13 protein-coding genes are annotated in these 22,819 nt (G+C 47.1%); 2 read left to right on the top strand and 11 right to left on the bottom strand.

The genetic code is table 11. The annotated features are described in order from the left end of the window. Positions 1 to 8 precede the first annotated feature (8 nt). The 6 genes from FCL48_RS15260 to FCL48_RS15285 all read right to left on the bottom strand — a co-directional run bounded on the left by FCL48_RS15260 (position 9) and on the right by FCL48_RS15285 (position 14,992). Positions 9 to 3,488: a PAS domain S-box protein gene (locus FCL48_RS15260; protein WP_136873173.1), complete on the bottom strand. Its 3,480-nt coding sequence runs from the start codon at positions 3,486 to 3,488 to the stop codon at positions 9 to 11. Between the two features lie 160 nt (positions 3,489 to 3,648). Continuing rightward, positions 3,649 to 5,826: a PAS domain S-box protein gene (locus FCL48_RS15265; RefSeq protein WP_136873175.1), complete on the bottom strand. Its 2,178-nt coding sequence runs from the start codon at positions 5,824 to 5,826 to the stop codon at positions 3,649 to 3,651. 392 nt (positions 5,827 to 6,218) lie between these two features. After that, on the bottom strand, positions 6,219 to 7,877 hold the full coding sequence (gene recD / locus FCL48_RS15270; protein ID WP_136873177.1) for an exodeoxyribonuclease V subunit alpha: 1,659 nt from the start codon (positions 7,875 to 7,877) through the stop codon (positions 6,219 to 6,221). Further along, complete coding sequence (gene recB, locus FCL48_RS15275; RefSeq protein WP_169309244.1) at positions 7,864 to 11,433, bottom strand: exodeoxyribonuclease V subunit beta; 3,570 nt, start codon at positions 11,431 to 11,433, stop codon at positions 7,864 to 7,866. The genes recD and recB overlap by 14 nt, the downstream gene beginning before the upstream one ends. Continuing rightward, positions 11,426 to 14,620: an exodeoxyribonuclease V subunit gamma gene (gene recC / locus FCL48_RS15280; RefSeq protein WP_136873181.1), complete on the bottom strand. Its 3,195-nt coding sequence runs from the start codon at positions 14,618 to 14,620 to the stop codon at positions 11,426 to 11,428. Before recC ends, recB begins: the two co-directional genes overlap by 8 nt. A 69-nt stretch (positions 14,621 to 14,689) precedes the next feature. Beyond that, on the bottom strand, positions 14,690 to 14,992 hold the full coding sequence (locus FCL48_RS15285) for a hypothetical protein (protein WP_136873183.1): 303 nt from the start codon (positions 14,990 to 14,992) through the stop codon (positions 14,690 to 14,692). On the opposite strand from FCL48_RS15285, the gene FCL48_RS15290 reads away from it, so the two are divergent. Further along, positions 14,993 to 16,093, top strand: coding sequence for a hypothetical protein (locus FCL48_RS15290; protein WP_136873184.1), 1,101 nt, complete (start codon positions 14,993 to 14,995; stop codon positions 16,091 to 16,093). Positions 16,094 to 16,179: 86 nt separating this feature from the next. Here FCL48_RS15290 and FCL48_RS15295 read toward each other — a convergent pair whose 3' ends face one another. Then, on the bottom strand, positions 16,180 to 16,659 hold the full coding sequence (locus FCL48_RS15295; RefSeq protein ID WP_136873186.1) for a universal stress protein: 480 nt from the start codon (positions 16,657 to 16,659) through the stop codon (positions 16,180 to 16,182). A 239-nt stretch (positions 16,660 to 16,898) separates the two neighbouring features. Here FCL48_RS15295 and FCL48_RS15300 point away from each other — a divergent pair, with 239 nt between their 5' ends. Beyond that, on the top strand, positions 16,899 to 17,678 hold the full coding sequence (locus tag FCL48_RS15300) for an MOSC domain-containing protein (protein WP_136873188.1): 780 nt from the start codon (positions 16,899 to 16,901) through the stop codon (positions 17,676 to 17,678). A gap of 13 nt (positions 17,679 to 17,691) precedes the next feature. On the opposite strand, the gene FCL48_RS15305 is transcribed toward FCL48_RS15300, so the two are convergent. The 4 genes from FCL48_RS15305 to FCL48_RS15320 form a co-directional block, all read right to left on the bottom strand. Then, the gene (locus FCL48_RS15305; protein ID WP_136873190.1) at positions 17,692 to 18,081 is read right to left on the bottom strand and encodes a response regulator; all 390 of its coding nucleotides are present in this window, start codon (positions 18,079 to 18,081) and stop codon (positions 17,692 to 17,694) included. Continuing rightward, complete coding sequence (locus FCL48_RS15310) at positions 18,074 to 20,680, bottom strand: PEP/pyruvate-binding domain-containing protein (protein WP_136873192.1); 2,607 nt, start codon at positions 20,678 to 20,680, stop codon at positions 18,074 to 18,076. Before FCL48_RS15310 ends, FCL48_RS15305 begins: the two co-directional genes overlap by 8 nt. An 86-nt stretch (positions 20,681 to 20,766) precedes the next feature. Then, a complete protein-coding gene (locus FCL48_RS15315) occupies positions 20,767 to 21,456 on the bottom strand; it encodes a hypothetical protein (RefSeq protein WP_136873194.1) in 690 nt (229 codons plus the stop codon). Between the two features lies 1 nt (position 21,457). Next, positions 21,458 to 22,795 carry a sulfite exporter TauE/SafE family protein gene (locus FCL48_RS15320; RefSeq protein ID WP_136873196.1) on the bottom strand — a complete coding sequence of 446 codons (1,338 nt, stop codon included), beginning with the start codon at positions 22,793 to 22,795 and terminating at the stop codon, positions 21,458 to 21,460. Between the last annotated feature and the right edge of the window lie 24 nt (positions 22,796 to 22,819).

Consider the following 22,819-nt stretch of genomic DNA (forward strand, 5'->3'; position numbering starts at 1 on the left):
ACAACAGGTCACGACCCAGTCAAAGTGGTCCGAACTTTTGTGGCAAGATCATCAATCGTATACGGTTTTTGGATAAAGCGAATACCTTCATCCAAAATACCGTTGTGGGCAATAACATTTGCCGTATAGCCTGACATGAACAATACCTTCACATCAGGGAAAAGGAGAGTGATAGCAGAGATAAGTTCCTTGCCCGTCATCTCCGGCATAACCACATCGGTTAAAATCATATCTATTTTGCCGTCACATTTCTTTGCTAAACCAATGGCCTCATTTGGCCTGGCCGCAGCCAAAACGATATAACCGAGCCTTTCGAGCATCTGCTGCGCCATCGACAGCAAAACAGGATCATCCTCCACCAGCAACACAGTCTCGCCCTGGCTGCACCTGTTTTTGCTGCTGGTTTTCTTTGCGGGAGTGCGCTCTGCTTCTTGTCTTAAGGGAATATTTACTGTAAAAGTTGTCCCCCTGCCGGGTTCACTGTATACATTGATAAAACCATTATTCTGAGTGACAATACCATAGACCGTTGACAACCCAAGGCCGGTTCCATGGCCGGCATTTTTGGTCGAATAAAATGGTTCAAAGATTCGGCTGAGATGTTCCTTTTCTATCCCGCAACCGTTATCACTGATGGATAACTGGACAAAGTCTCCGGGGTAAAGACCAATATGGCTTGCACAATATTGCTCATCTAACACCACCTGCTTTGTTTCAATGATGATCTTCCCGGCACTGCCACTGCCGATGGCATCCTTTGCATTAACGCAGAGGTTGGCAAGAATCTGATCTATCTGAGTCGGGTCTATCTTTATCATCAAAGGATCAGATCCCACAATCCATGCAAGCTCGATCTGTTCCCCAATCAGACTTTGGAGGATATCATATATTCCCTTCACGGCTTTATTCAGATTGAGCAATTTTGGTGATACCGTTTGCTTACGGGAAAATGCCAGAAGTTGACGGACGATATCAGCCGAACGTTTGGCCGCAGCAAGTATTTTTTTCAGATCACCATGGACCTTCTGCTGAGGCTCAACATCCTGCAGCGCCAACTCCGTGTATCCAATAATTACTCCCAGGATATTATTAAAGTCGTGGGCAACCCCTCCGGTAAGACGCCCGACCGCCTCCATTTTTTGTGCATGTTGTAATTGTGATTCCAGCAAGATCTGCTCTGTGATATCACTTTTAACGGCAACAAAGTTAATAATCTGCCCATCGCCATCAAAAATTGGGGAAATGGTCACCTCTTCGGTAAAAAAGCTACCATCTTTATGCCGGTTAACCAAACGACCTTTAAAAGTCTCGCCGCTATTGAGAGTCTGCCACATTTTCTGGTAAAATGAAGGGGCCTGCTCACCACTTTTCAAAAAAGACAGGTTTTGCTGTAGCACCTCCTCACGACTGTAGCCTGTAACGCTCTCAAAAGATGGGTTTACATACTGTACAATGCCCGCCCTATCGGTAATGACAATGGCATCACGGGTTTGCTCAATAGCTGCGACGAGGCGTTCCCGTTCGACTTCTCTTTCGTGACGTGCTGAGATGTCATGAATAATAACCAGATGCCCGATCCACTTGTTATTTTTATCAAAAAGTTTAGTCCCAAACACTTCACCGGGGAATTGTTTTCCAGACTTATTCCTATACTTAGCAACGGTCACCCGGTCTGAGATCGGTGCTGACGTTCCGCCCTTCGTCCAATACAGCTTCTGATACTGATCTCCATCCGGGTAGAGAAACTCCGTCGTATTGCCAATAAATTCTTCCTGGCAGTAGCCAAACAGACTCTCGGTGCTCTTATTGGCCAGCAGGATCTGCCCCTTGGTATCCGTGAGAAAAACACCATCTTCAATGGCGTTAAACATCGTTTCAAACAACAATTTCTGTTCGAGGATTTCCCGCTCAATTTTTCGGATTTTGCTTATATCCCGGGTCACGGATATAATGTGGGCTTTCCCGCTCAGAGAAATGAGTCGCGCCGACATTAACCCAAGACAAACAGTCCCATCTTTTCTGCGAAACCGAGCCTCAAGGTTCTCGCAATAACCGTTTTCCTTTAAGATGGTGAGCAAACGACCTCTATCAGCAGTATCCCCCCAAATATCGAGGTCCAGGGAGGTCTTTCCAGAGACATCCGCCCTGGTAAATCCTGTCAGGGAAGTAAATCCTTCATTTATATCGATATACAGGCCGTCCTCAAACCGGTTGATATTTATCGCGTCCGGGCTTGAATTAAAGGCGAGGGAAAATTTTTCTTCACTCTCCTGCAGTTTTTTCTCCGCCCTTTTTTGCTCCGTCACGTCGGTTATAAGCGACAACATGAATTCCCGCCCCTGAAGACTGATTTTTTCAGCTGACCAGAGCGCAGAGCGAACCCCACCTGTTTTTGTTATAAATTCAACGGGATAATTACTCAGGGATGATTCGGCCCGGAAGCGGGCGACTGCATGTACCCTCACCTCCGGGTCTTTCCATATACCTACTTCTGTCGAGGTTTTACCGAGAAGTTCATCTCTTGAATACCCAAGCATCTCAAGCCAGCGCTGATTGACATTAATAAAAATTCCAGAATCAATCTCCGCAATAACCATGGGCGCCGGACTAAAATCAAAGGCTTTGACAAAGCGTTCATTGCTCTCGTAAAGACGCTGTTCTTTGAGACGTTCCTCCGTAATATCACGGGCAACATGTAACAGGGTCTCTTCCATGCCATCTGTTGCTGGGATAACTGCAGAATCGACCTTAAAGACTTTATTGAGTAATTCATGGCTGATGACTGCAGAATGCTCATTCTTGTCAAGATGGGTTGACAACAAGGGGCAGTTCGGGCACGGCCTGGACATGCCTGAAAATATTTCATAACAATATTTACCTGTTAGCAGGCCTTTGTCTACCTGGAAAAAGTCATGGGCGGCCTTGTTGGCTCGAATAATTTTAAAATTTTTGTCCTGGATCGTGACAATATCATGGATTGAGTCGAAGCTTAGCCTCCATGAATCATCCGCCGCTGCGGGGGCGGCCTTTTCCCGGCCTTGCAAACCGTCACCTTCCCGGAAAATACAATGAAACAGGATCATACCCGTTGCCACATCCCCTTCTCGCCTACAATCAAGGAGCATGGTAAGCAAAGGACCATTTTTCTTTTGCAGCCGAATCTCAACTGATGTTTTGGATCTGGAACAGGTGGGGTCCATAACCTCAGTGTGAAACAGTTCTCTGTCTCCCGGGCAAAGAAGGTCAGCAAAGAAAGTACCTACCACCTCAGTGTTTCTATAGAGAAAAAGGTCGAGCCACAGCTGATTTGCCTCAAAAATTCTACCTTCCGCATCAAGCACAAGATATGGATGGGTTAAGGAGGTCCCGTCCCTGAGACACTTATCCATTGATGGTAACGGGCCATACAGGTCTTTGTATGCACCTACCTCAATCTCCAGGGCTCGATACTTTTCTTCCAGTTTTTGATAGGACAGCTTTTCTGGCATGCACCACTCTAAGGTGTTGATATACTCTAAAATAACAGACTCAACATATTCGCTTTTTTCCTGCAGGGTAATCAGAATGACAAAGTAGTATATTTACTCGGAGAAGTAGCGAGGACGCAACAGGTTAAAATAGGTCTTTATCGGGACATTCCATGTCCCATTAATCTATACTGAGAAGATGGGCCCTTAAATTCACTTTGGTGTTTTTCAGATTGAGACGCTCACGGATACGTTTTCGGTAGGTTTCCACTGACTTCACAGAAATTCCAAGGATTCTTGCTATTTCCTTATTGGTGAGACCTTTTTTTATCATATCCGCGACCTCTATCAGGGCTGGGGTAAGAGCGGAATGTACGGAAGAAAGCTTTTGGGCAAAAGGAGAACTGATGGTTTCCAGATTACTTTCCAGAATATTCAGCTGGGACTTCTGCTGCAAATCAAGACTTCCAAGTTTTAACCGTTCAATACCGGGTAAAATCAGCTGGCGGATGTTGACCAGAATTCCCCGGTCATGTTCCAGCAGATCCTCCTCCCGGTTCCTGATAAGGATTTTAAGAGCCGCATTCATCTCTTTGAGCTCAGCCTGCTTGATCTTCAACGTTTCCTCGGCAAGGCGCTGAAGAATCGCCACAGATGTGTGCCCTGCAAGTCGCTCCATAAAAAGGATATAATCCCTGCTGAAGTGCGTCTTGTTCTTATGGTACAGCTGAATCAGACCAAGGAAATTGTCTCCTACTCGGAGAGGGACAAGCAGGATGGATTCATAGATCACTTCTCTGCAATGCTTCCTGATATCAAAGGGTATCTGCAGAATATCACGTTGTAAAAAAAGCTGACTGGAACTGTGCGTATAAAAACTTCCTCCTTTTGTAAACAGAGTAAAGGGGATGTCATAGGTAGCATCATTGATATGCTGCTCAATATAGTGTAAAGCCGCCAGCCGGTTCTGATGGGTCTGACTCCCGAGTGCATTTTCCCTGGCAATGAATTCTGCAGGAAATCCTACACTATTATAGGTAGCTTCTACACTGCTTACGCTCAAACGAAGAGCAATGGCGTCTACTCTGGAATAATCCTTTAAAAAACAAACAACACCATCCAACATTTTTTTCAGATCACTTTTTTCACTGATCAAACCAAAGAGTTCAAGTTGAACATCTTTTTCTTCTTCCAATCTTTTTCGATCATCGATTTCAACTATCATCGGCAGAAAATACAAAGGTGTTCCTTCGCTATCCCGGATCAATCGTGCTGACAATCTCACCCATACCACCCTGCCGTCTTTACGAATGTAACGTTTGTCCATCTCATAAAAATCGATCTCCCCCAAAACAAGTCGCTTTGCATACCGCAGATCAAGGGGCAAATCATCGGGGTAAGTGATATCAGTAAACTCAAGTGCAAGGAGTTCTTCTGCCTGATACCCGGTTATTCGACACAGTTCCTGATTGACTTTCAAGAACCGGTAATCGAGCCCAACCATGGCCGCCCCGATGGGGGATTGGTCAAAAGTACGCCTGAACAGTTCTTCGCTGTGACGAATCTGAATTTCAGCCCGCCGTCGCTCCGTAATGTCGGTTACTACAACAGCGACTTGTCGCTCAAAAGGACTGAAGGCGTGAACATCAAAATGGCGGTCAAATTCCGCACTGTAATTTTCAAAACGTACAGCTTGCCGACTGAGAGCGACCTGTCCAAAAGTTTTTATCCAGTAACGTTCGGTGCTGGGTAAAAGTTCCAATAAGGTTTTACCGATGATCTGCTCAACCGTAAAATCAATTATCTTTTCAAAGGCCGGGTTGACCTCCAAAAAACGACAATCCACCGGTTGACCGTCTTTATCAATGACGACCTCATACAAGGCAAAGCCGTTAAGCATCCCCTTCATCAGTTGACGACAGAGATGCTCACTGGCGCTTCGTTCATTTTCAAGCCTGCTTATCTCTGTAACATCAGTCAGAACAGTACACGAACGGATAAGCCGTCCATCTTCATCGCGCTCTGCATTTGCGGACAAGAGAACCTCGAAGATCTCCCCACTTTTTTTAATAAAGGCACAGGGAATATTTTGACAGCTTCCCTTATGGTAAAATTCAGGCAGGCCATTTTCAATTGCGGAGCGGCGAGATACCGGTGACAGGAAATCAATGACTGCTCTACCCAGCACCTCTTCTCTTGTATAGCCCATCTCCAAAAGCCAGACATCACTGACGTCGACAATTTTCCCATCCTTATTGGTGGTGTGGATCATCGCAGGAATGCTCTTCAAAGACGTTTGCTCAACGGTTCGGACATCTTTATCCCGGCGGGGATGCTTTTTGGGTTTATCCTGATTCATGTAATCGTCAACGAAGAGATGTTTTAATCAAAGCCCGGATTTCTCATCAATAAAGTTTTTCACAAGTGGAGACACAAGCCATACCGCTGTAGTCAATTACAGCAAGTGGCCTGTAACGCTGTACCTTTGGAAAAGTCTACCGACCCGAAGGCTGAGCTTTTGATTTGAAACAAAAAACACACTGTTTTCTGTGATAGTCAATCTTATAAAATGAAATCATGTCGTTGAGGTTGTAACCAAAATGCCCATGAGAAATGCGGGATAGAACCATGGCTCATGCATTCGGCTACCAACCTGATTTTCATGAGAAACCGGGCTGTTCATTTCCCCTGGTTCTGCTGCAACCTTGGTCTTGGTTATAAGCCTGAAACGAATCGAAGGTCACAGAAAAACTACGACACCTGCGACAACATTGACCGAAGACCAGAATTTCGCTGGTGTTTTCGAGCCAAGGCGAGGCGAAGAACAGAACGGTCTGTTACAAGCTTCACCTTTTTTTTGGCTCTGGTTACCGCAGTATAGATGAGTTCACGGCTCAACACCCTGTTATCTTCGTTGGGCAGAACAACGACCACTTCGCCAAATTCTGAGCCCTGGCTCTTATGAATCGTCATGGCATAGACTGTCTCAAAGGCAGGCAGCATTGTAATGGCACAATTTTTCAAGCTCCCGTCGGGGCGTTCAAACCAGACTCGAAGGGCGTTTTTTTCCTTATCCCAGAGACAAATACCAATATCGCCATTGTAAAGATCGAGTCCATAATCATTTTGGGTGATCAGGATCGGACGACCGATATACCAATCGTTGTGGCGGCAATGATACCCCCTTGCGGCCAGACTTTGTTCCAGCCGGCGATTAATAGCTGCAACCCCATGATCGGTAAAAGCGAGTCCGCAAAGCACCTGAAATTCATTGAAACGGAGAAAACTTTCCCGTATTTCCTTTTCAGAAAGGCTGTCTATCCCCTGAACAAACTGAAGATACTCGCCATAACGAAGGCTCAAATATCCTTGCAAATCGCTTTCTTTGCAAAGTGAGACCTGCTCGCTGTCGTTTTCCGCCAGCTGCTGCCACACCGCCTCATGATCTGCGGCATTAATATTTGCAGCCAGCCTCTTAATATTATCATCAAAACGGTAGGTCTTTCTCAGTTCAATGCTATTGCCCGGCATGCTGTGGATCAGGTCTCCGAGGACGGCACCCGATTCCACGGAGGCGAGCTGATCCTTGTCACCCAGCAGGATCAGGCGACTGCCCGGTTTTAAAGCATCAACAAGCTTGCTCATCATGGCCAGGTCAACCATTGACGCCTCATCAACCACCACCACGTCCTGTTCAAGAGGGCTGGCATGATTATGCCTGAACTGTGGAGAATGCTTTTGTACCCCCAATAGACGATGCAGGGTCATTGCAGAATCAGGGATCCTCTGCCTCAGCTCGTCCGGTACCTTGAGCCTTTCCAGACTTGCACCAATGGACTCGCTCAATCTCATTGCCGCCTTTCCCGTTGGAGCCGCCAAACCTATACGAAGCGACCTGTGTTCACTTGCCAGAAGCAGGGTCAGCATCTTTATAACGGTGGTCGTTTTACCGGTCCCCGGGCCGCCGCTGACAATAACAAGAGCCTTGTCAAGAGCGGCAAGAGCAGCATCCATCTGATCATTACCGGCTTGAGGTTCTCCGGCAAAAAGCAGCTTGAGTATGGCTTGGTCGGCATCCACCACAAAACGGGTTTTGGCCATTGCCTGTATCTGTGCGGCAAGACGGCTCTCGTACCGGTAATATCTCTCAAGATAGAGACTCGATCCATCAATAATCAATGGCGCGGCGGGGGGACACGTAGCGGCCGCGATATCCAGAGCAAGACCCGTAGTTGAAAGGAGCTTTTTCTCGTGTGCCGTGATCGTCAAACAGCTGTGCCCTTCGCCAAGGGCCATAGAAAGCCGTAAGATCAGTGCATAAAAAGACTCTTTTTCAGCTCCCAGAAGCCCCGAACGCACGGTCAGAAAGCCTGCAAAGCTTTTATCTAAACTGGTTTCATCCGGCCTCATCACAGCGAACCTCCTCACCGAAGAGACGATTTAACTGCTGCAGGGTCTCATAGTCTGGCAGAGTAGAATAGATTCCACTGCCTGGAGCGTCAGGAGACATACCCCGGATAAAGAGGTACATCACACCTCCGAAATCTTGTCTGTAATTATAGTCAGGGAGGAGGTTCTGCAGATGCCGATGCAGGACGAGGGAGTATATCCAATACTGCAGGCCATAGTTGTGCGCCTGCATGGCGGAGACAAGTTGATCAGGTTGATACGCGAGGAGATCTCCTCCGAGATAATTGGTTTTATAGTCCATGATATAATACTTGCCTTCAAAAAGACCAACCAGGTCGACAAAACCGGTGAGATATCCTCTCATTTGCCGGGAACTGACTGGCAGAACCGTGGGATCACCTTGGAGAATGTCATAAATTCCAGCCGTATCAAAGGAGTTGAACCTGAAATAAAACGGCATCTCTTTAAGACACCTATCTATCGGGAGGTCACGGAGTCTAAACCCCCCGGGCAAATAGGATGAGACCACGCATTCGAGCAATTTTGCGATCTCTTCAACAGTTGCATCAACCCCATACTTCTCACATTTACGGCTGATTTGAGAAAGAAGTTCAGGATTGCTGGATGGAGCAGAAAGAGATGAAAAAGAAAACTCCTCAAGCAGATCATGGATCAGATTACCAAAGTGGGCGCCTGCGGGCAGGTTTGGGACCGCAATGGAAACAACAGCTTCAACTTGTATCAGAGAAGTGGTTGCCTTTTCATATTCATAGTCACTGAGCGCTGCAAGGCCTGAAAAACTGGTCATTTGCCAGTCGGTAAAAAGAGACCGGCGAGATGCCTGCAATGGATGAAGTTCTGCTGTTTCGGGCTTTGTCGTAAAGTTTTCAGTCGGTACCTCTGCCGTTATCTGGTGATGCACGCTGCTTCCTTGGCCCTCAATTTCTTCAAAGCGTAGATATTGCTCCTGTGGATCACATGGACCTTCGGGAAAGAGAAGATAGCCAAGGGCTGATCCAAATGAATCCGCCACTGCTGTATGTTTTTTCACATCCCCCCACATGGTGTAACAGCGTACCTTGGCTCGCGTCAAGGCAACATAAAGCAGGCGAAGATCCTCTGCTTTTTCTTCCTGGTCAGCCAGGGCCTTTCGCTCGGAAAAGTGCTCAGAGCCGAGATCAATGACAGTCTTGCCATGTTCATGGACCGCAATCTGGAACTGCTCTTTTTCCAGACGGCTCGACGAATACCAGAGGTAAGGACAAAACACGACGGGGTACTCAAGGCCTTTTGCGCCGTGCATGGTAACGATCTGCACTGCGTCCTCATCACTTTCCAGCAGAAGTTCACCACCGGCTGCTCCATTTTCAAGAAGATGCATGCGCTGCAACCATTGCAGAACCTGACCAATTCCGTAATTCTCTGCACTTTCCTGTTCCTGGATTAGCTCTACCAGCTGATACAGGTTGACGATGGAACGTTCTGCATATCTGCTCCCGGCGATGTTGATGAGGATGTTTTCATTGACGATAAAACGGTTCATCATGGCAAACAGTCCCTGCTCCAGCCAGAGCCCATGATAAAAGATCATCTTTGCCTGCCAGGCGGCCAACCGGTCTTCATCCTGCCAGATTTTCACCAACTCAGTTCCCTGTATATCAAACCAGGAAATGGTCATGGCAGCTTTTAAGCGCACGATTTCAGTGGGAGAGGCAACCGCTTTGAGCAGAACGATAAGCTCTCTTGCTTCGGTGGTGTGAAAGACAGATGTCCGGCTGCTTACAACCGCAGGGATTCCCGCCTCAATTAAACTTTCCAGGTACTGTTGTCCCTGTCTGTGACTACGCACCAGAATAGCGATATCCTTTGGTTCCAGGCTCCGGTGGACCTCCCCACTCTGATATATGGTAGTACTCTCTGGCCCCGTGAGGCGACAGATTTCCCCAACCACATAAGATCGAAAAGCGTCTGCGGCCTTACCCGAAGACCACCTGCCTTTTTTATCCTCAGGATGTGCTGGCAGGGTGCAATATACCATCCCCGCAAGGCTCTTTTCATTGCAGACAATATCATAATTATCAGCAGTCAACCCCGGAATTATTCTATGAAAGCCGAGCCTGTTTTCATCATATAAAAAAGGTTTTGACCTGCTGGCAAAGAGCCTGTTCACCTCAGTTACCAGCCTGGGGTGGGAACGATAGTTTTTTTCAAGAGTGAGCAAATTACGGGCGCTGTTTCTGGCCTTGAAATACGAATGTATATCCGCCCCGCGAAATTTATAGATCGCCTGCTTAGGGTCCCCGATGAGATACAGGTAGTGGCCACCATCACCGAAAATTTCTGAAAAAATCTTGTATTGCAGGCTGTCTGTGTCCTGAAATTCATCTATCAGGGCAATAGAATAGCGCCCCCCGATAACCTCGCACAACTGTTTGCCCTTTTCGCCGTCAAGACCGGCCGCAAGATTGGCGATAAGACCATCAAAGCCCATGGTGCCCTGTTGCAACAGTCGCGTTCTCACCTCATCTTTTAGACCTGCGAGCTTGAGGCGAAAGGCAAGGATCAGCTCGTTTTTACTCCGACAAAATTCCTCCACTTCCGCTGTGGGAACTGGCCAGTCTGCAAGATAGGCCTTCTTTTTCTCTTCTCCCCTGAATTTATTGCCATTCAGACCACTCATAAGCTTTGACTCCGTCAGGAGTTCAAGCTCGCCAGGAAAGACCAGGCTTGAGCCGTCAATAAATAAAGAGACTGCACCAAACCAGGCAGAAAAGTTTTCACTGATGCCTTTGTTGAAATGATTACTGGCAATCCCCTCCACAAGGAACTGGTACAGTCCTGCACTGTGATTTTGCCACCAGACCCGCAAGGCCTCCATCTTTTCAAGTACAGCCATAGTGGCTGTTTCAACGGATATCTCAACCGGTTGAACCTCTCCCACCTTTTTGTAAAACTCAGAGACACTCGCGTAGAGTTTTTCAGGGGTTTCAAAGGTCGCTGTTAAAAGGGCGCAAGGGAGTGCATCAAGGCCATAAACTTCGTTTCGCCAGAAATCGTCGACCACTTCTGAGATAACGTGCTCAACGCTTGTCACCAGCTCAACGTTAAACAGCTGACCACTCTCAAGGGCCTGATCTACCAGCATCCTCTGGCAAAACCCATGGATGGTAAAAACGTTGGCGTTATCGATATCGTACAGGGCAATCTGCAGCCGCTGGATAGCCTGGCTGTAATCGGTCAAAGAATCGAGCCAATCAACAAGCGTCGCGTCGGTCTGTTCTTCCACCCTGTCAGGGCTTACATCCAATCTCTGTACCAACAGCGCTCTCGCCTCCGCCAGCCGATTCCGGATTCTACTTTTCAACTCCTCCGTAGCCGCTTTGGTAAACGTTACAATAAGGATCTTTTCTATCGTAACACCGAGCTCTACAATCCCCCGAAGAACCAGCATGCCAATAGCATAAGTCTTGCCAGTCCCGGCACTTGCCTCTACAAGACTTATGCCTTTGGAAAAAACGGCCCTGGCTGAATCAAACACAACAATCGGCTCAGTCATCTGCATTCTCCAGAAGAGCTGCCATTATCGCTTGGGACAATTCTTCAAACTCTGGGCCCAGCCAGCTCTCTTGACTTCGCCCTTTCAGCAAAAGTTCCATCTCCGGCTCGTAACCCCTATCAATAGCCTCCTGCATGACGCCCCGTGCCTTATCCAGGGGGGGAACAGTGGTGTTTTTCCTCAGCTGCTCTGCGTAGACAAAGGCAGGCTCAACATAGAGTTGAGAGGGCTGACAGTGTCCTGCATGAAACAGATCCAGCAGATAGTCAAGCTCAGGTCCACCCTGGATGCCGGCAAAGGAAAGAGAAATATCCTTTGTGACAATGGAGGTCCGTTTACTCCCAGAGCTTATTGCATTGAGCAGCAGATGATGCAACCAGCCCGAGACAAGATCACGGCCACGGAGTTTCCCGTACCGGATAATAAGTATTCCCTGTTCATAAACATTGCCGAGAGACCCATGCAGGTGGTAGTCGCCAACCATCAGATCCACCGGGTGGTCAGAACACTTCTGACCCAGTGCAGCTGCGTTGACCGTTTCAATAAATTCGCCAATCTCTTTTTTCTTTAGAAGGTAGCTGAGTTTTCCCACCGTGCCCAAAGGCCAGCGTCCGGCAATCTGCGCTTTACGCAAAAACTCCTGACCCGCCTCATCTCTTTTTTCAGGTGCAGCAAGTTCCGCTTCAATAAGTGCCTGTTCTGCGTGGTATCTAGCAAGACCTTCCAGATAAAACGTTTCCCGGTCTTCCGGAAATTCTTCAACTCCAGAGAGAAAGACACCGAGACATTGGCGGACAAAATATTTCTGGGGATTGTTAAAAAAGCTCAACAGTGCATGTACGCTCACCTCTTTTTCCGGAGGCTCAAGGCTTCCCTGCCACCAGGCCTGACCTGCGGGTCGTTCCTGACTGAGTTTATCCGCGACCTGACATGCATAAGCGTCGTAACTTTTCAGTCGGGAGGCCCGGCTGCCTGTAAAATATTTTTTACTGAAACTATGGAGAGGATGGTGAACGATGAGGCCTTTTACCTTGTAATGGTTTTCCAAAAGCTCCAGGAGCTCAGTAATAATAACAGACGGAGGGACCTTTTCATTTGTAAGGACAGACTGACCTATATAACTTAAATAGAGATTATCTCTGGTGGCTATAATTGCTTCTAGAAACTGATAACGATCGTCGGCTCTTGCAGAGCGGTCTCCTAGGCGAAACTTGCCTGAGGTCCCCATAAGATCAAAATTATCGTGGGTGTCCGGTTTAGGGTAAATCCCGTCGTTGAGACCCAGAAGGCAAACCACTCTAAAGGGGATGGAGCGCATGGGCAACATGGAACAAAAGGTAAGCTGGCCCCGCATAAAGCCCGAGCTGGTTCTCTTTTCCTGCGCCGACTGGATAAACCATTCCCGTATCACTTCAAAATCGAGCTCACTTTCAGGGAACTCCTCCATGGTCCTGCCAAGGTCTGCAATGAGGCTGCGAAGTTCGATGAGTTCTGATTCGTTGTCATCACCAAACAATTGACTCACATAGGAAAGCAGTACCTCTGACCAGCCCGCAAGACTACGATGTTCACTCAGGGCAATTCTTGCTTCTTCCACAACATCAATGAACCGGCACAGGCCGCCGAGAGCACTTGCCCCCCTGCCCTCCAGTTCAGTGAAAGGAAGAATCCCACCAACAAAATCCTCGGAGGCCGTCGCATAGCCCATAAGCATTCTATCGAGCCCGGCCCGCCAGCTGTTTTCACTAAACGGCTGAACGCCTGCATCCTGCCGTTGACTGGCAGACAAGCCCCAGCGGATGCCAGCCTCCCTCACCCAGTATTCGATGGTTTCAAAATCTGTCGAGGTAAGATCAAACTGGGGCAAAATTGCAGGCAGGCGGAGAATATCCAGCACCTCACTCCAGCCAAAGCGCCCGGAGAAAAGTTCAAGAAAGGCAAGAAAACCTGCAAAAACTGAATTTCTGCGCCTCACACTGCGATCAGCTACCGAATGCTGGATATCTGAGAAAAGAGCGGGAATAATCGGCGCATATTCCTGAATATCAGGGGCCATAACAACGATATCCCGGAGTTCAAGATCAGGTTTTGTGTGAAGAAGATGGAGAAGCTGGTCACGTAATACCATTAACTCTCTTCGCCTGGAATGACAGGAAACAATCTGGATCGAATGATCGTCCCAAGAGAACTCCGGCGAATTTTCCGGCAGACATCCCTCAAGGATATCCGCCTGAACCCTGTGTAAAAGACATGCCTTCTGATAATCTCCATCTCCTACCGGAGACTGATAACTTGCAAATTCAAGGGCAAAGTCGGCACCTTCAAGCATCATAATCTGAAGATCCTTTCCCTGACGGCCAAGGCTTGCAAGAAGAGGATGATCTTCATCCTCAATGTCCTCTGCACCCTCGCCAACCAGATGCATCTTTTTCTTAAAGAGCTGCTTTTTCGTCTGTACATCTCCCCAGTAATGACGACAGGGAGAGAGAAGAAAAAAGTGAACATCCATATGGATGGCCAGGCTCCCGAGAAATTGAAGGAAAAGCGGTGGCATGGTGTGCAGGCCAATCACGGCAATACGCTTGGGTAACAATCTGGAAAGGTCCGTTTGTGTTTGTAGTTCCTCGATAAGAGATTGGAAGAGCATTCCCCGGTGAACATTACCACCGGGCTGGGCTGTAAGGCGCCTCCAGAGCATCATCTGCCAGGGTTCGGATGCATGGTTTGTGGTCAACACGCCTTTTTCCCAGGACAAAAGCATGTCGGAGCGCATCAACTGGTATTGATCAAAGACATTGGCCAGTCTTCTTGAAAGTTGAAATCTTTTCAGATTACTCTTTTCGCCCTGCAGGTAATATTGCAGCGGTTTATATACCTCATCATCAATTTCAGTAAGCAGTTGTTCAATACGAAAGGTGAGGGTCTGCCGCTGAAAGCCATCAGGGCTAATCCCCATATTGAGGCGGTCCGCAATCGAGCTGAGGAAATCTAAGGGAAGAGAGAAGGCAAAATTACACAAACTTGCAAATTCATCGGCGAGGGTCTGGCAGACCATTCGTTCCATCCCCTGACTCTGAATAAGAAACAACTCACCACTGAAAAGATCGGGCTGTTTGTCGATACGTATAACCTCAGCCAGCTGGTGCAGTAAATTTTCCGTACGGTTTGATACATGGAGGTAAAACATTACGTAACCATGAAAAGAATAGTATCATACAACCATTTCTTACATTTACAGACGAAGGGAGTACAGGTATTATTTACCGCCACTGACATCGACACCTGCATACTCATAGATGCCAAAAAGAAGGCCGGCTATAATGCCGAATGCAAAAAACAGCCGAAGGCGACGGTCCCAGGGAAGCTTTTCGCCATCGGACATATATTGCAGTAGGGCGATAATAACGTAGGTAATACCAGTAACATATGGGACTGTCTGCAAAAGCTGCCAGCCAGTGGCCTGTAAGGTAGTGGTCAGATCTGCTCCTATACGCAGATTAAACAAAATGTAGAGTACAGCAGAAGCTGTAAAAGTAATTTTACTTCGAAGACCTGACATATGAACTCACTTAAAACCCTTATTTTTCCAGCAACCGTAATTCATTCGATTCGCCAGTACCCAATTTTTCTTTTATTTGACAAGATACACATGATCTCCCCGGTTGAAGCAGGCGAGATACCCCCTACAGAAAACTCCACAGATAGTTTCATTAATTCCGGTTTATGTCAAGTAGATACTCCCTGCCCTCTTGGAGAAAACCGCAAACGCTTTCTTCATCTTGTAGCAGATATCAGGAATCGAAAAGATGATTACGCAGCCCAGCTCAGCGCGCTCACCCTCACCGCCATGTCTTCAGCCAAAGACTCAGGAGAGGAATCAGAACGCGCCATCATCAACGGGGTCATTACCCCAAAGAACAAAAATGTCGAGGAAACAGAAAAGCGCCGTGAAGCAAAACTCTGGCAGGCCCGTCTTGTTCTTGCCATAGGAGAGATCCTCGACGCAGAAGAAGAAGAAATCGCCAGGAATCTCGCTGCACTGGAGGACGATACTGCAGACCTGTTTGAGGCGCTCCATGGAGAGATGGACGACCCTGAGGAAAACAGCCATGAAAGCAGTCCCTTTAGTGAGCTTACCGAGCTCACAAGTAAATTCAGTGCTGTCCATGGTGGAAATATGGCAAAACGGTTGACCAGCTGGACACAGCTGTTCGCCGAGAGCAACCTCACCGACGCCGACATCTTTCTCACCACAAGTCCGGACGTCCATGATATCGTTGCTGAATCATATAATAACATCGCAAAACCTGGCAGTACCCCCAGGCATCTTGAAGGTCTGGAGTTGCCAGGACTCATTGGCTGGAACGAAAAAGAAGCCGTGCAGGCCGTCCATCAGTTTCAGGCGGACAATCAGCAGTTCCTCTCTCAGTTCAACAATGTCCTTGGTACATTAAAAGAATACAGCACGACGGGCGCTCATGAATGGGAAGATGTTGTCTCTGCATTAAATGAGGCGCTGGAAAACAGTTTCCCCAAAAAACACTGGGGCAGACTTTCCCTCACAATATCAATCTTTGACCGGTGCAGTATCCGATCGTTGCTGAGTGGAACAACACCCAATGAGCCGGTTAAAAATGGGATTCTTCTGGTGGTTTCATAAGAAACGCACCAACAACAATCTGTTAAAAGAAGAGTCCTTCTCTAAAGGAAATGCCACCCCGTTTAAAAAGACGGGGTGGCCACAAACTACTCACAACATGTGTAAGGATTAATGGTAGTGACAGGGCAGCTCGCGGCCCGGACGACCTTATCGGCAACACTGCCGAACATTATTTTTTCCAGCCCTTTATAACCATGGGTTCCCATAACAATGAGATCTGCCTCAACGTCGTTGGCGTACTCAACTATTTTTTCCCCCACATCCCCCATCAACACCTTGTATTTAAGTTCTTTGACGCCAGCAGATTCACAAAATTCTTTCATCTCAGCGCTAAAAGAGGCCATCTTGGTTTCTGCACTTTCTGCCAACTCACCTTCCAGACTCGGTAAAGTCATTTGCGGTACAAAAAAGCCTGAGTAGTCCTCAAAATTCTGCACCACAAAAATAAGATGCATGGAAGCCCCAAATTTTCCGGCCAGATAGGCTGCGGATTCAGCAATCAACTTTGAATTGTCAGAAAAATCAACCGGAGTTACAACGTTATGAATCTCATGAATTATACTCATAGCTCCCCCTTCACTGGTTAAATGAAACAACCCTTATCTACACCTTAATATTCTCATACACTAATGTTGAAGTCAATATAATGCTAGGAATTGACACGTAATTCTGTGAAAAATTATTCCACCAGAAATGTTTTTTTCGCCTTGCACAATTCGGCGTTTGACAAATAAATATTTTAGGATATTCTCCAGTGATACATTGTGGTATATGATGATATTTTTTGAGCACAGAGGAGTGGGATTTGAAGACAATTACAGCAATTTCAATCAGCGATCGCAAAGGAATGCGAAAAAAAAACATTGAGGCGACTACGCTTATTGCAGGGTTTGGCCTACAACATGATGCCCACGGCGGTGACTGGCATCGTCAGGTAAGTTTTCTGGCTGAAGAAAGCATAGAATCCATGCGTCAGAAGGGTTTGAGCGTCGTTGCTGGAAATTTTGCAGAAAACATCACAACAACAGGACTTCATCTCACAGGGCTTGAGGTGGGTACCCATGTCACTATTGGAGAGACTGAACTTATCATCTCCCAGCTTGGAAAAATCTGCCACAAACCCTGCGCCATTTATCATCAGGCCGGAGACTGTGTCATGCCAAGGGAAGGTATCTTCGCGGTGGTTATTCAAGGAGGAGAAATCAAGGTAGGAGATGCTATCAAAGTCAGTGACAGACACTCAGCTTCAGCTGCTATTGTTGGCAATGATTCCATCGAAAAAGAAGCGGTGAAAAATGTTGTTAGAAAAACATTTCAACCCGCCTTCGTCCGCTTTGATACGGTAAACAATAAAAAAGGTGGTACTCTTGGTGCAATAATTGATGATCTCACCTTAACCCAAAAAACAAAAGACATCGTGATTGTTGATCCTACAGGAGAGCTTGGGCTGAGCCTTTCCGGTCTTCCTCTGCAAGAGAACGGTCCGAACAGATACACCTGCAGACAAAGCACCGTCTATTATTGCCGGTCTTGTAACCCTTCTCTTGACGCACCTACTGATTCATTTTTCATCAAAAGTCTTTAAATGATGAAAGAGTCTACCAGTCACTTTTTTTAGAAAATTTTTCTTTAGCCAGAACGATTTTTTCCAGTAGTTCGTCAAAAGACACAGGTTTCATGCAATAGTCAAAGGCACCCTTTTTCATGCCGCTGATACCAACATTGAGCGAGGCATGACCGGTAAGAACGATAACCTCCAGTTCCGGCTGGACCTTTTTCATTTCAGCCATGCACTCAAGACCATCAAGGCCCGGCATGCAGACATCCATAATCACCACATCAAATTTCCCCTGTCCCAACCGATCCAGGGCCTCCATGCAGCCACCTGCCGTTTCGAAGTCGATGTTTCGTCGCTTGAAAAATTTAGCCATAAGTTCGAGAAAATCTGCCTCGTCGTCCACCATCATTATTTTTCTTTTTTCATTCATGAACAGATTCCCCGATGGTTGATTCTTTTAGAGAAAGCATCTCTTCAATATCTTTTAAAAATTTTTCTCTGTATTGTTCAACCGCATGTGGTTGAGTCATGACCATGTCCAATTGTCGTGAATGGGTTATGAGATAACCCAGAATTTCTAAACGCTGTTCAAGGTACTCTACTGGCTGTTTTTTGACCCGGGCGAGAAGTGCATCTGAACGTAATTCAACACGAAAGTCATAACGTTTTAGGATGTCGGCAAGAAGTCTGGCCCGCACAGCTTTGCGCCTCATATCGGCAGCACCACCTTTAAACCTGAACGTCACATAACTCTCGGTCAAAAGATCACTGAGGTAGGCCTCAATCATTGCGTAATGATAGCCAAGTCGAACACTGAGATTACAAAAGTTTTTAGAAATCAGAAAATAATTTTTAGTCGCCATGTTTGAGGCGACCGAAGGATCTAGGTCAGGCCGCATGGTTGATTGAAAAATAATCTCACCGAAACCTCTGGCACTGATCGGCGGTGGTCCTTCCCAGGGAAACGCGGAGATACCTCTCCAGATCGCCTGCATGGGAAGAGAGACAATATCTTCGATACGAACCATTTTACTACCACTGTCCAGCCCCTGCCGAAAGCCATCAGCCAGATCGATAACCCACCACTCCAGAGGGACTTCACCGACCAGTCTTTTGGCTGTTCCCTTATCGAAACGATGTTCCTTGCCATAATTGAACATCTCTGAAACAGATTTTTCATGACAGAACCGGGTAATGTCATGCAGAGTTTCACACCAGTTTGACCTGAAATGGGACGATGTCGGATCGTTGAGATTAAGGGGCGTTATATACTGCAAGGCCTCGGTGACAATCCTCTGCACCGGACTTCCCGCCATAATATCCCTTTTGGCAACATTTTGACGAAGCAGCTCTTCCCTTCGCCCCTGATAAATCGCTCGACCTGAACTGTTTACCGTTATTGTTTGACCGCTGGTAAGCACAGACATCGCGCCTGGCAGGCTAAACAACGCTGGGATTCCGAACTCTCTGGCTACAGTTGCCAGATGCCCGGCTTCTGTACCATTTTCAGCAATCACCGCCGTGGCTCTGCCCAAAAGTGGTGCCCATTCCGGTAGTGGATGCCGAAGCACCAAAACCGCACCTCTTGGAAACTCGCGCATATCTTTGTCTGAATCAACCAGAAAAACCTCTCCGGAGGCGATTCCACCACTGGCGGATATCCCGCCGAAAAGCAAGGGCTTTTCCACGGATTCACCCGGTACAGCCACTTTTTGCATACTCCGGGACTTTTCTTTTGTACCGGCAGGTGTTGCTGCAATTGGTCTACTCTGGAGAATATAGAGAACCCCCTGGTGATCATAGGACCATTCAACATCCTGAGGTTGACCAAAATGGATTTCAAGCTGAAGTGCTGTCTCGGCAAGCTTTCTGATCTGGCTATACGTCAATGATGCGCTCCCCGACAACTGCTCCTTGCCACTGTCTTGACTTTGGCGGATTTCACTGAACACAACCGGAAAGGGTTTTTCACGGCCAACCAGGAATAGATCAGTGACAGTCGTCCCGTCGACCACTCCCCTGGCGATGCCTGCTGTCGCATTGATACGCATCACCTCACTCTCTTGCTCACCAGGGTCCCTGGAATAGATGACGCCACTGACCAGTGCATCAACCATGACCAGGCAGCCAACACACATTTCTATATCTTCATGGCGATACCCTCTCATTCGACGATAGGCAATCGCCCTTGGTCCATACTTACTGGCAATAACCTTCTTGTACAGATCACCAATCTCATGTTTTTCAACGTTAAGAAACGTGCTGTACAGGCCGGCAAAAGAAACCCCTGCAGTGTCTTCTCCCAAGGCGCTTGAGCGCATGGCCACCCTGGAGGCAGAATGACTCTCTGTTTCAAGACGATTGAAATGAGCGTGAAGCAATTCTTCAAGATCAGGAGGCAGAGGGGCATCCATGACGATCTTTTGCATTTCTTCACAGGTCTTGTAGAGATCATCGAGATCCTCCGAGTCAAAGACCTGCAGGAGCCGGTTGATTTCGGCAATATGCTCTGTCGTCAAAAAATGTCTGGTCGCTGAGGCGGTGATTACAAAACCTAGAGGCACGACAATACCTTGAAGGGCATTAATCTCTCCAAGGTTGGCCATTTTCTCCCCAGCCTGATCTCTGTCAGACCTTCTGACCTTATCCAAAGTCAGGATTAAAGGTCCCTGAACAAAATCGTGTTTCCTGGCAACGATCTTATCCAATTCATTGCTGATTTTTTCAAATGTTGTTTCGAGATCGGCATACTTTCCATCGGACATTGCAAGGATGTCGCTGATCATTTTATAGACGTTGATGAGAATGGTGGAAATCTTCGACCGGACAAAAGCCATCCGGTAACTCCCACCACCATAGTAGACCTTTTCCAGTTCTGCCATGGCTTGCAAAGCATTGTTGTTGGCCGTCAGTAGATTTCTGAAATGAGCATATCGTCTGGTAAAATCTGTACGAAGCTCTTCAGAACTCATACTCGGCCTGGACTGGCCGAACAAACGCTGTTTTAAAAGGGTGAAGATCCTCTGCATAGTTTACAATCCTTGTCTACCCATAAAAGCGTATGACGGGATTACTCCCGCCACACGCCGCTAAGGTTGGCCGATTTTCGCCACGATCAATGGCCGATCTTCAAACCTAATCCTTCAAAAAGGTACATGATTCCAAAGCCATACCAAAGTGTATAGCAAACATAAAAGCCCAATGCCGCGAAAATCAACAAAAAGCTGTCCTTGTAACTGCCAGCCTGGACACCGTAGTAGTTATATGCAGGTTCCAACGCTTTTGACTGGATTGAAGTAATGGTCTTTGCCTGTTTAAAACTCTCCTGTTTCGTCAAATCCTTGCCCATTGATTTAAATGCCGTCCACCAGTTGAACAGCACCTGTTTTTCGCCGTAACCGTACTTGTCAGCAAGTACTGAGCCATTGTTGTGAAACATTTGATCAGCATCTTCAAGACTGGCTTTCATGATTCCTGCCATATCACCTTTAACCGCCAATTCATTGCCGGAAACAGTTACCTCTGCACCGCTTGCCTGAAATAGCTTTGCCGTATCCGTAGCCTGCTGGTCATTTTCCATTTTAATGTTAACATCTATCATCTTACCTGCATATTGTTCAGTGGCTTTGATCGACTCAGGGATAAAGTACGACGAACCCTTGGAAATCATATTGAACATATTATCCATGTAATCGAGCCCATTTACCTTACCGGGAAAAATGGGGCTGAATATTGCCAACAGTAAGGCAAAAAAGGCCAATAACATTATAATACCTCTCATTTTCAACTTTTTCTGCATGCTCATATCAGTTGCCCTCCGATCTTACTTCTTTCAGGTTGGAATCATTGAAATCCGATTTTTCATAGTTTGGGGCAGGATGTTCGGATCGTAATTCATTGAGATGTGTAAAAAATACATAGAATACCCAAACCGCGAATGCACCAATGGTCAGGAAAAACAGCACATTGCCTACGGTATTAATCATTGCGCCCATACTTTTGGTGATCTGAATGTAACCAAGGCCTTGTAATTTTGCAGGCATTGCGAAAAAACGGTTAATAAAACCGGCAGTAACCGCCAGGGCAAAAAAACCACGGATCATAATACCTGGGACCACTTTAGTTATGAGAGATCCCACCTGAACACCGATCAAAGAACCAAGCAACATGCCCATTGCCAGGGTATAGAAAACAAAACCATAGAAGGCATACTGACTCAGTGAACTATAGCCAGCGGTAAAAACTATCTGGAAAATATCGGTACCGACAGTGGTCATGGAGGAGACACCAAGACCATAGACAAAGATTGGGAAGGTGAGAAAACCACCACCAACACCCATGATGGAGGCTGCAAGGCCAACGAGCAGACCACTGATCACGAGAAATATCGCCGAAATTTTACGGCCACCAGGAGTAACACCCTCATCAAAGGTCAGCATTGGTGGAATGTGAATGGATTGCAGACGCTTACCCATTGGTGGAACCGCTTCCGCACGCCCGGAACTCTTCTCTGTCCCGGCCTCACCTTTTCTCGCTTTAAAATAATCCATCAAGGCATAAAAGGAGAGAAAACCAAGGATGAAAACATAGACCGTAGTAATGAACAGATCACTCAGTACAGGGTTCAAATCATAGAGATACCTGTTCAGCATACCACCTAGGGTCGCGCCGGCAATAGAACCAACCAAAAAGGTTCCTGCAAGGGAAACAGAGATGTTGCCGAGTTTTCTATGGAGGACACTGCCCATGATCGCCTTGGCAAAAATGTGAAAAAGATCGGTTCCCACCGCCAGGATACCTTTGACGCCGGCACTCATCAATGCCGGAGCAATAATAAATCCACCACCCGCACCGATACAGCCGGTAATCAACCCTGCACAAACCCCTACAAAAATTGAGGCGAAGAAAATAAGGTTAGTGTAATGCGAAGGCATATACGCAGTCTTGCCGCCAAGAAAATTCGGCAAGGTTCCGTCTCCTGAAGCGAGGGCAATTCCGCCAAGAATGATTGGTAGGAGCAGCAGAAAGAGCACAGTCATTCGTTTTCGGCTGCGTAAAATATTGGTTGACGCTTCCAGATCCCAGCGCGCATAAGCCTCGGACCCTCTGACCATCATCTGGTAAAAATCTCTACCGTAGCTCATAGAATTTTCCTTTTTCCAAAATTT

It is taken from the genome of Desulforhopalus sp. IMCC35007 (assembly GCF_005116575.1).
Classification (GTDB): Bacteria; Desulfobacterota; Desulfobulbia; order Desulfobulbales; family Desulfocapsaceae; genus Desulforhopalus_A.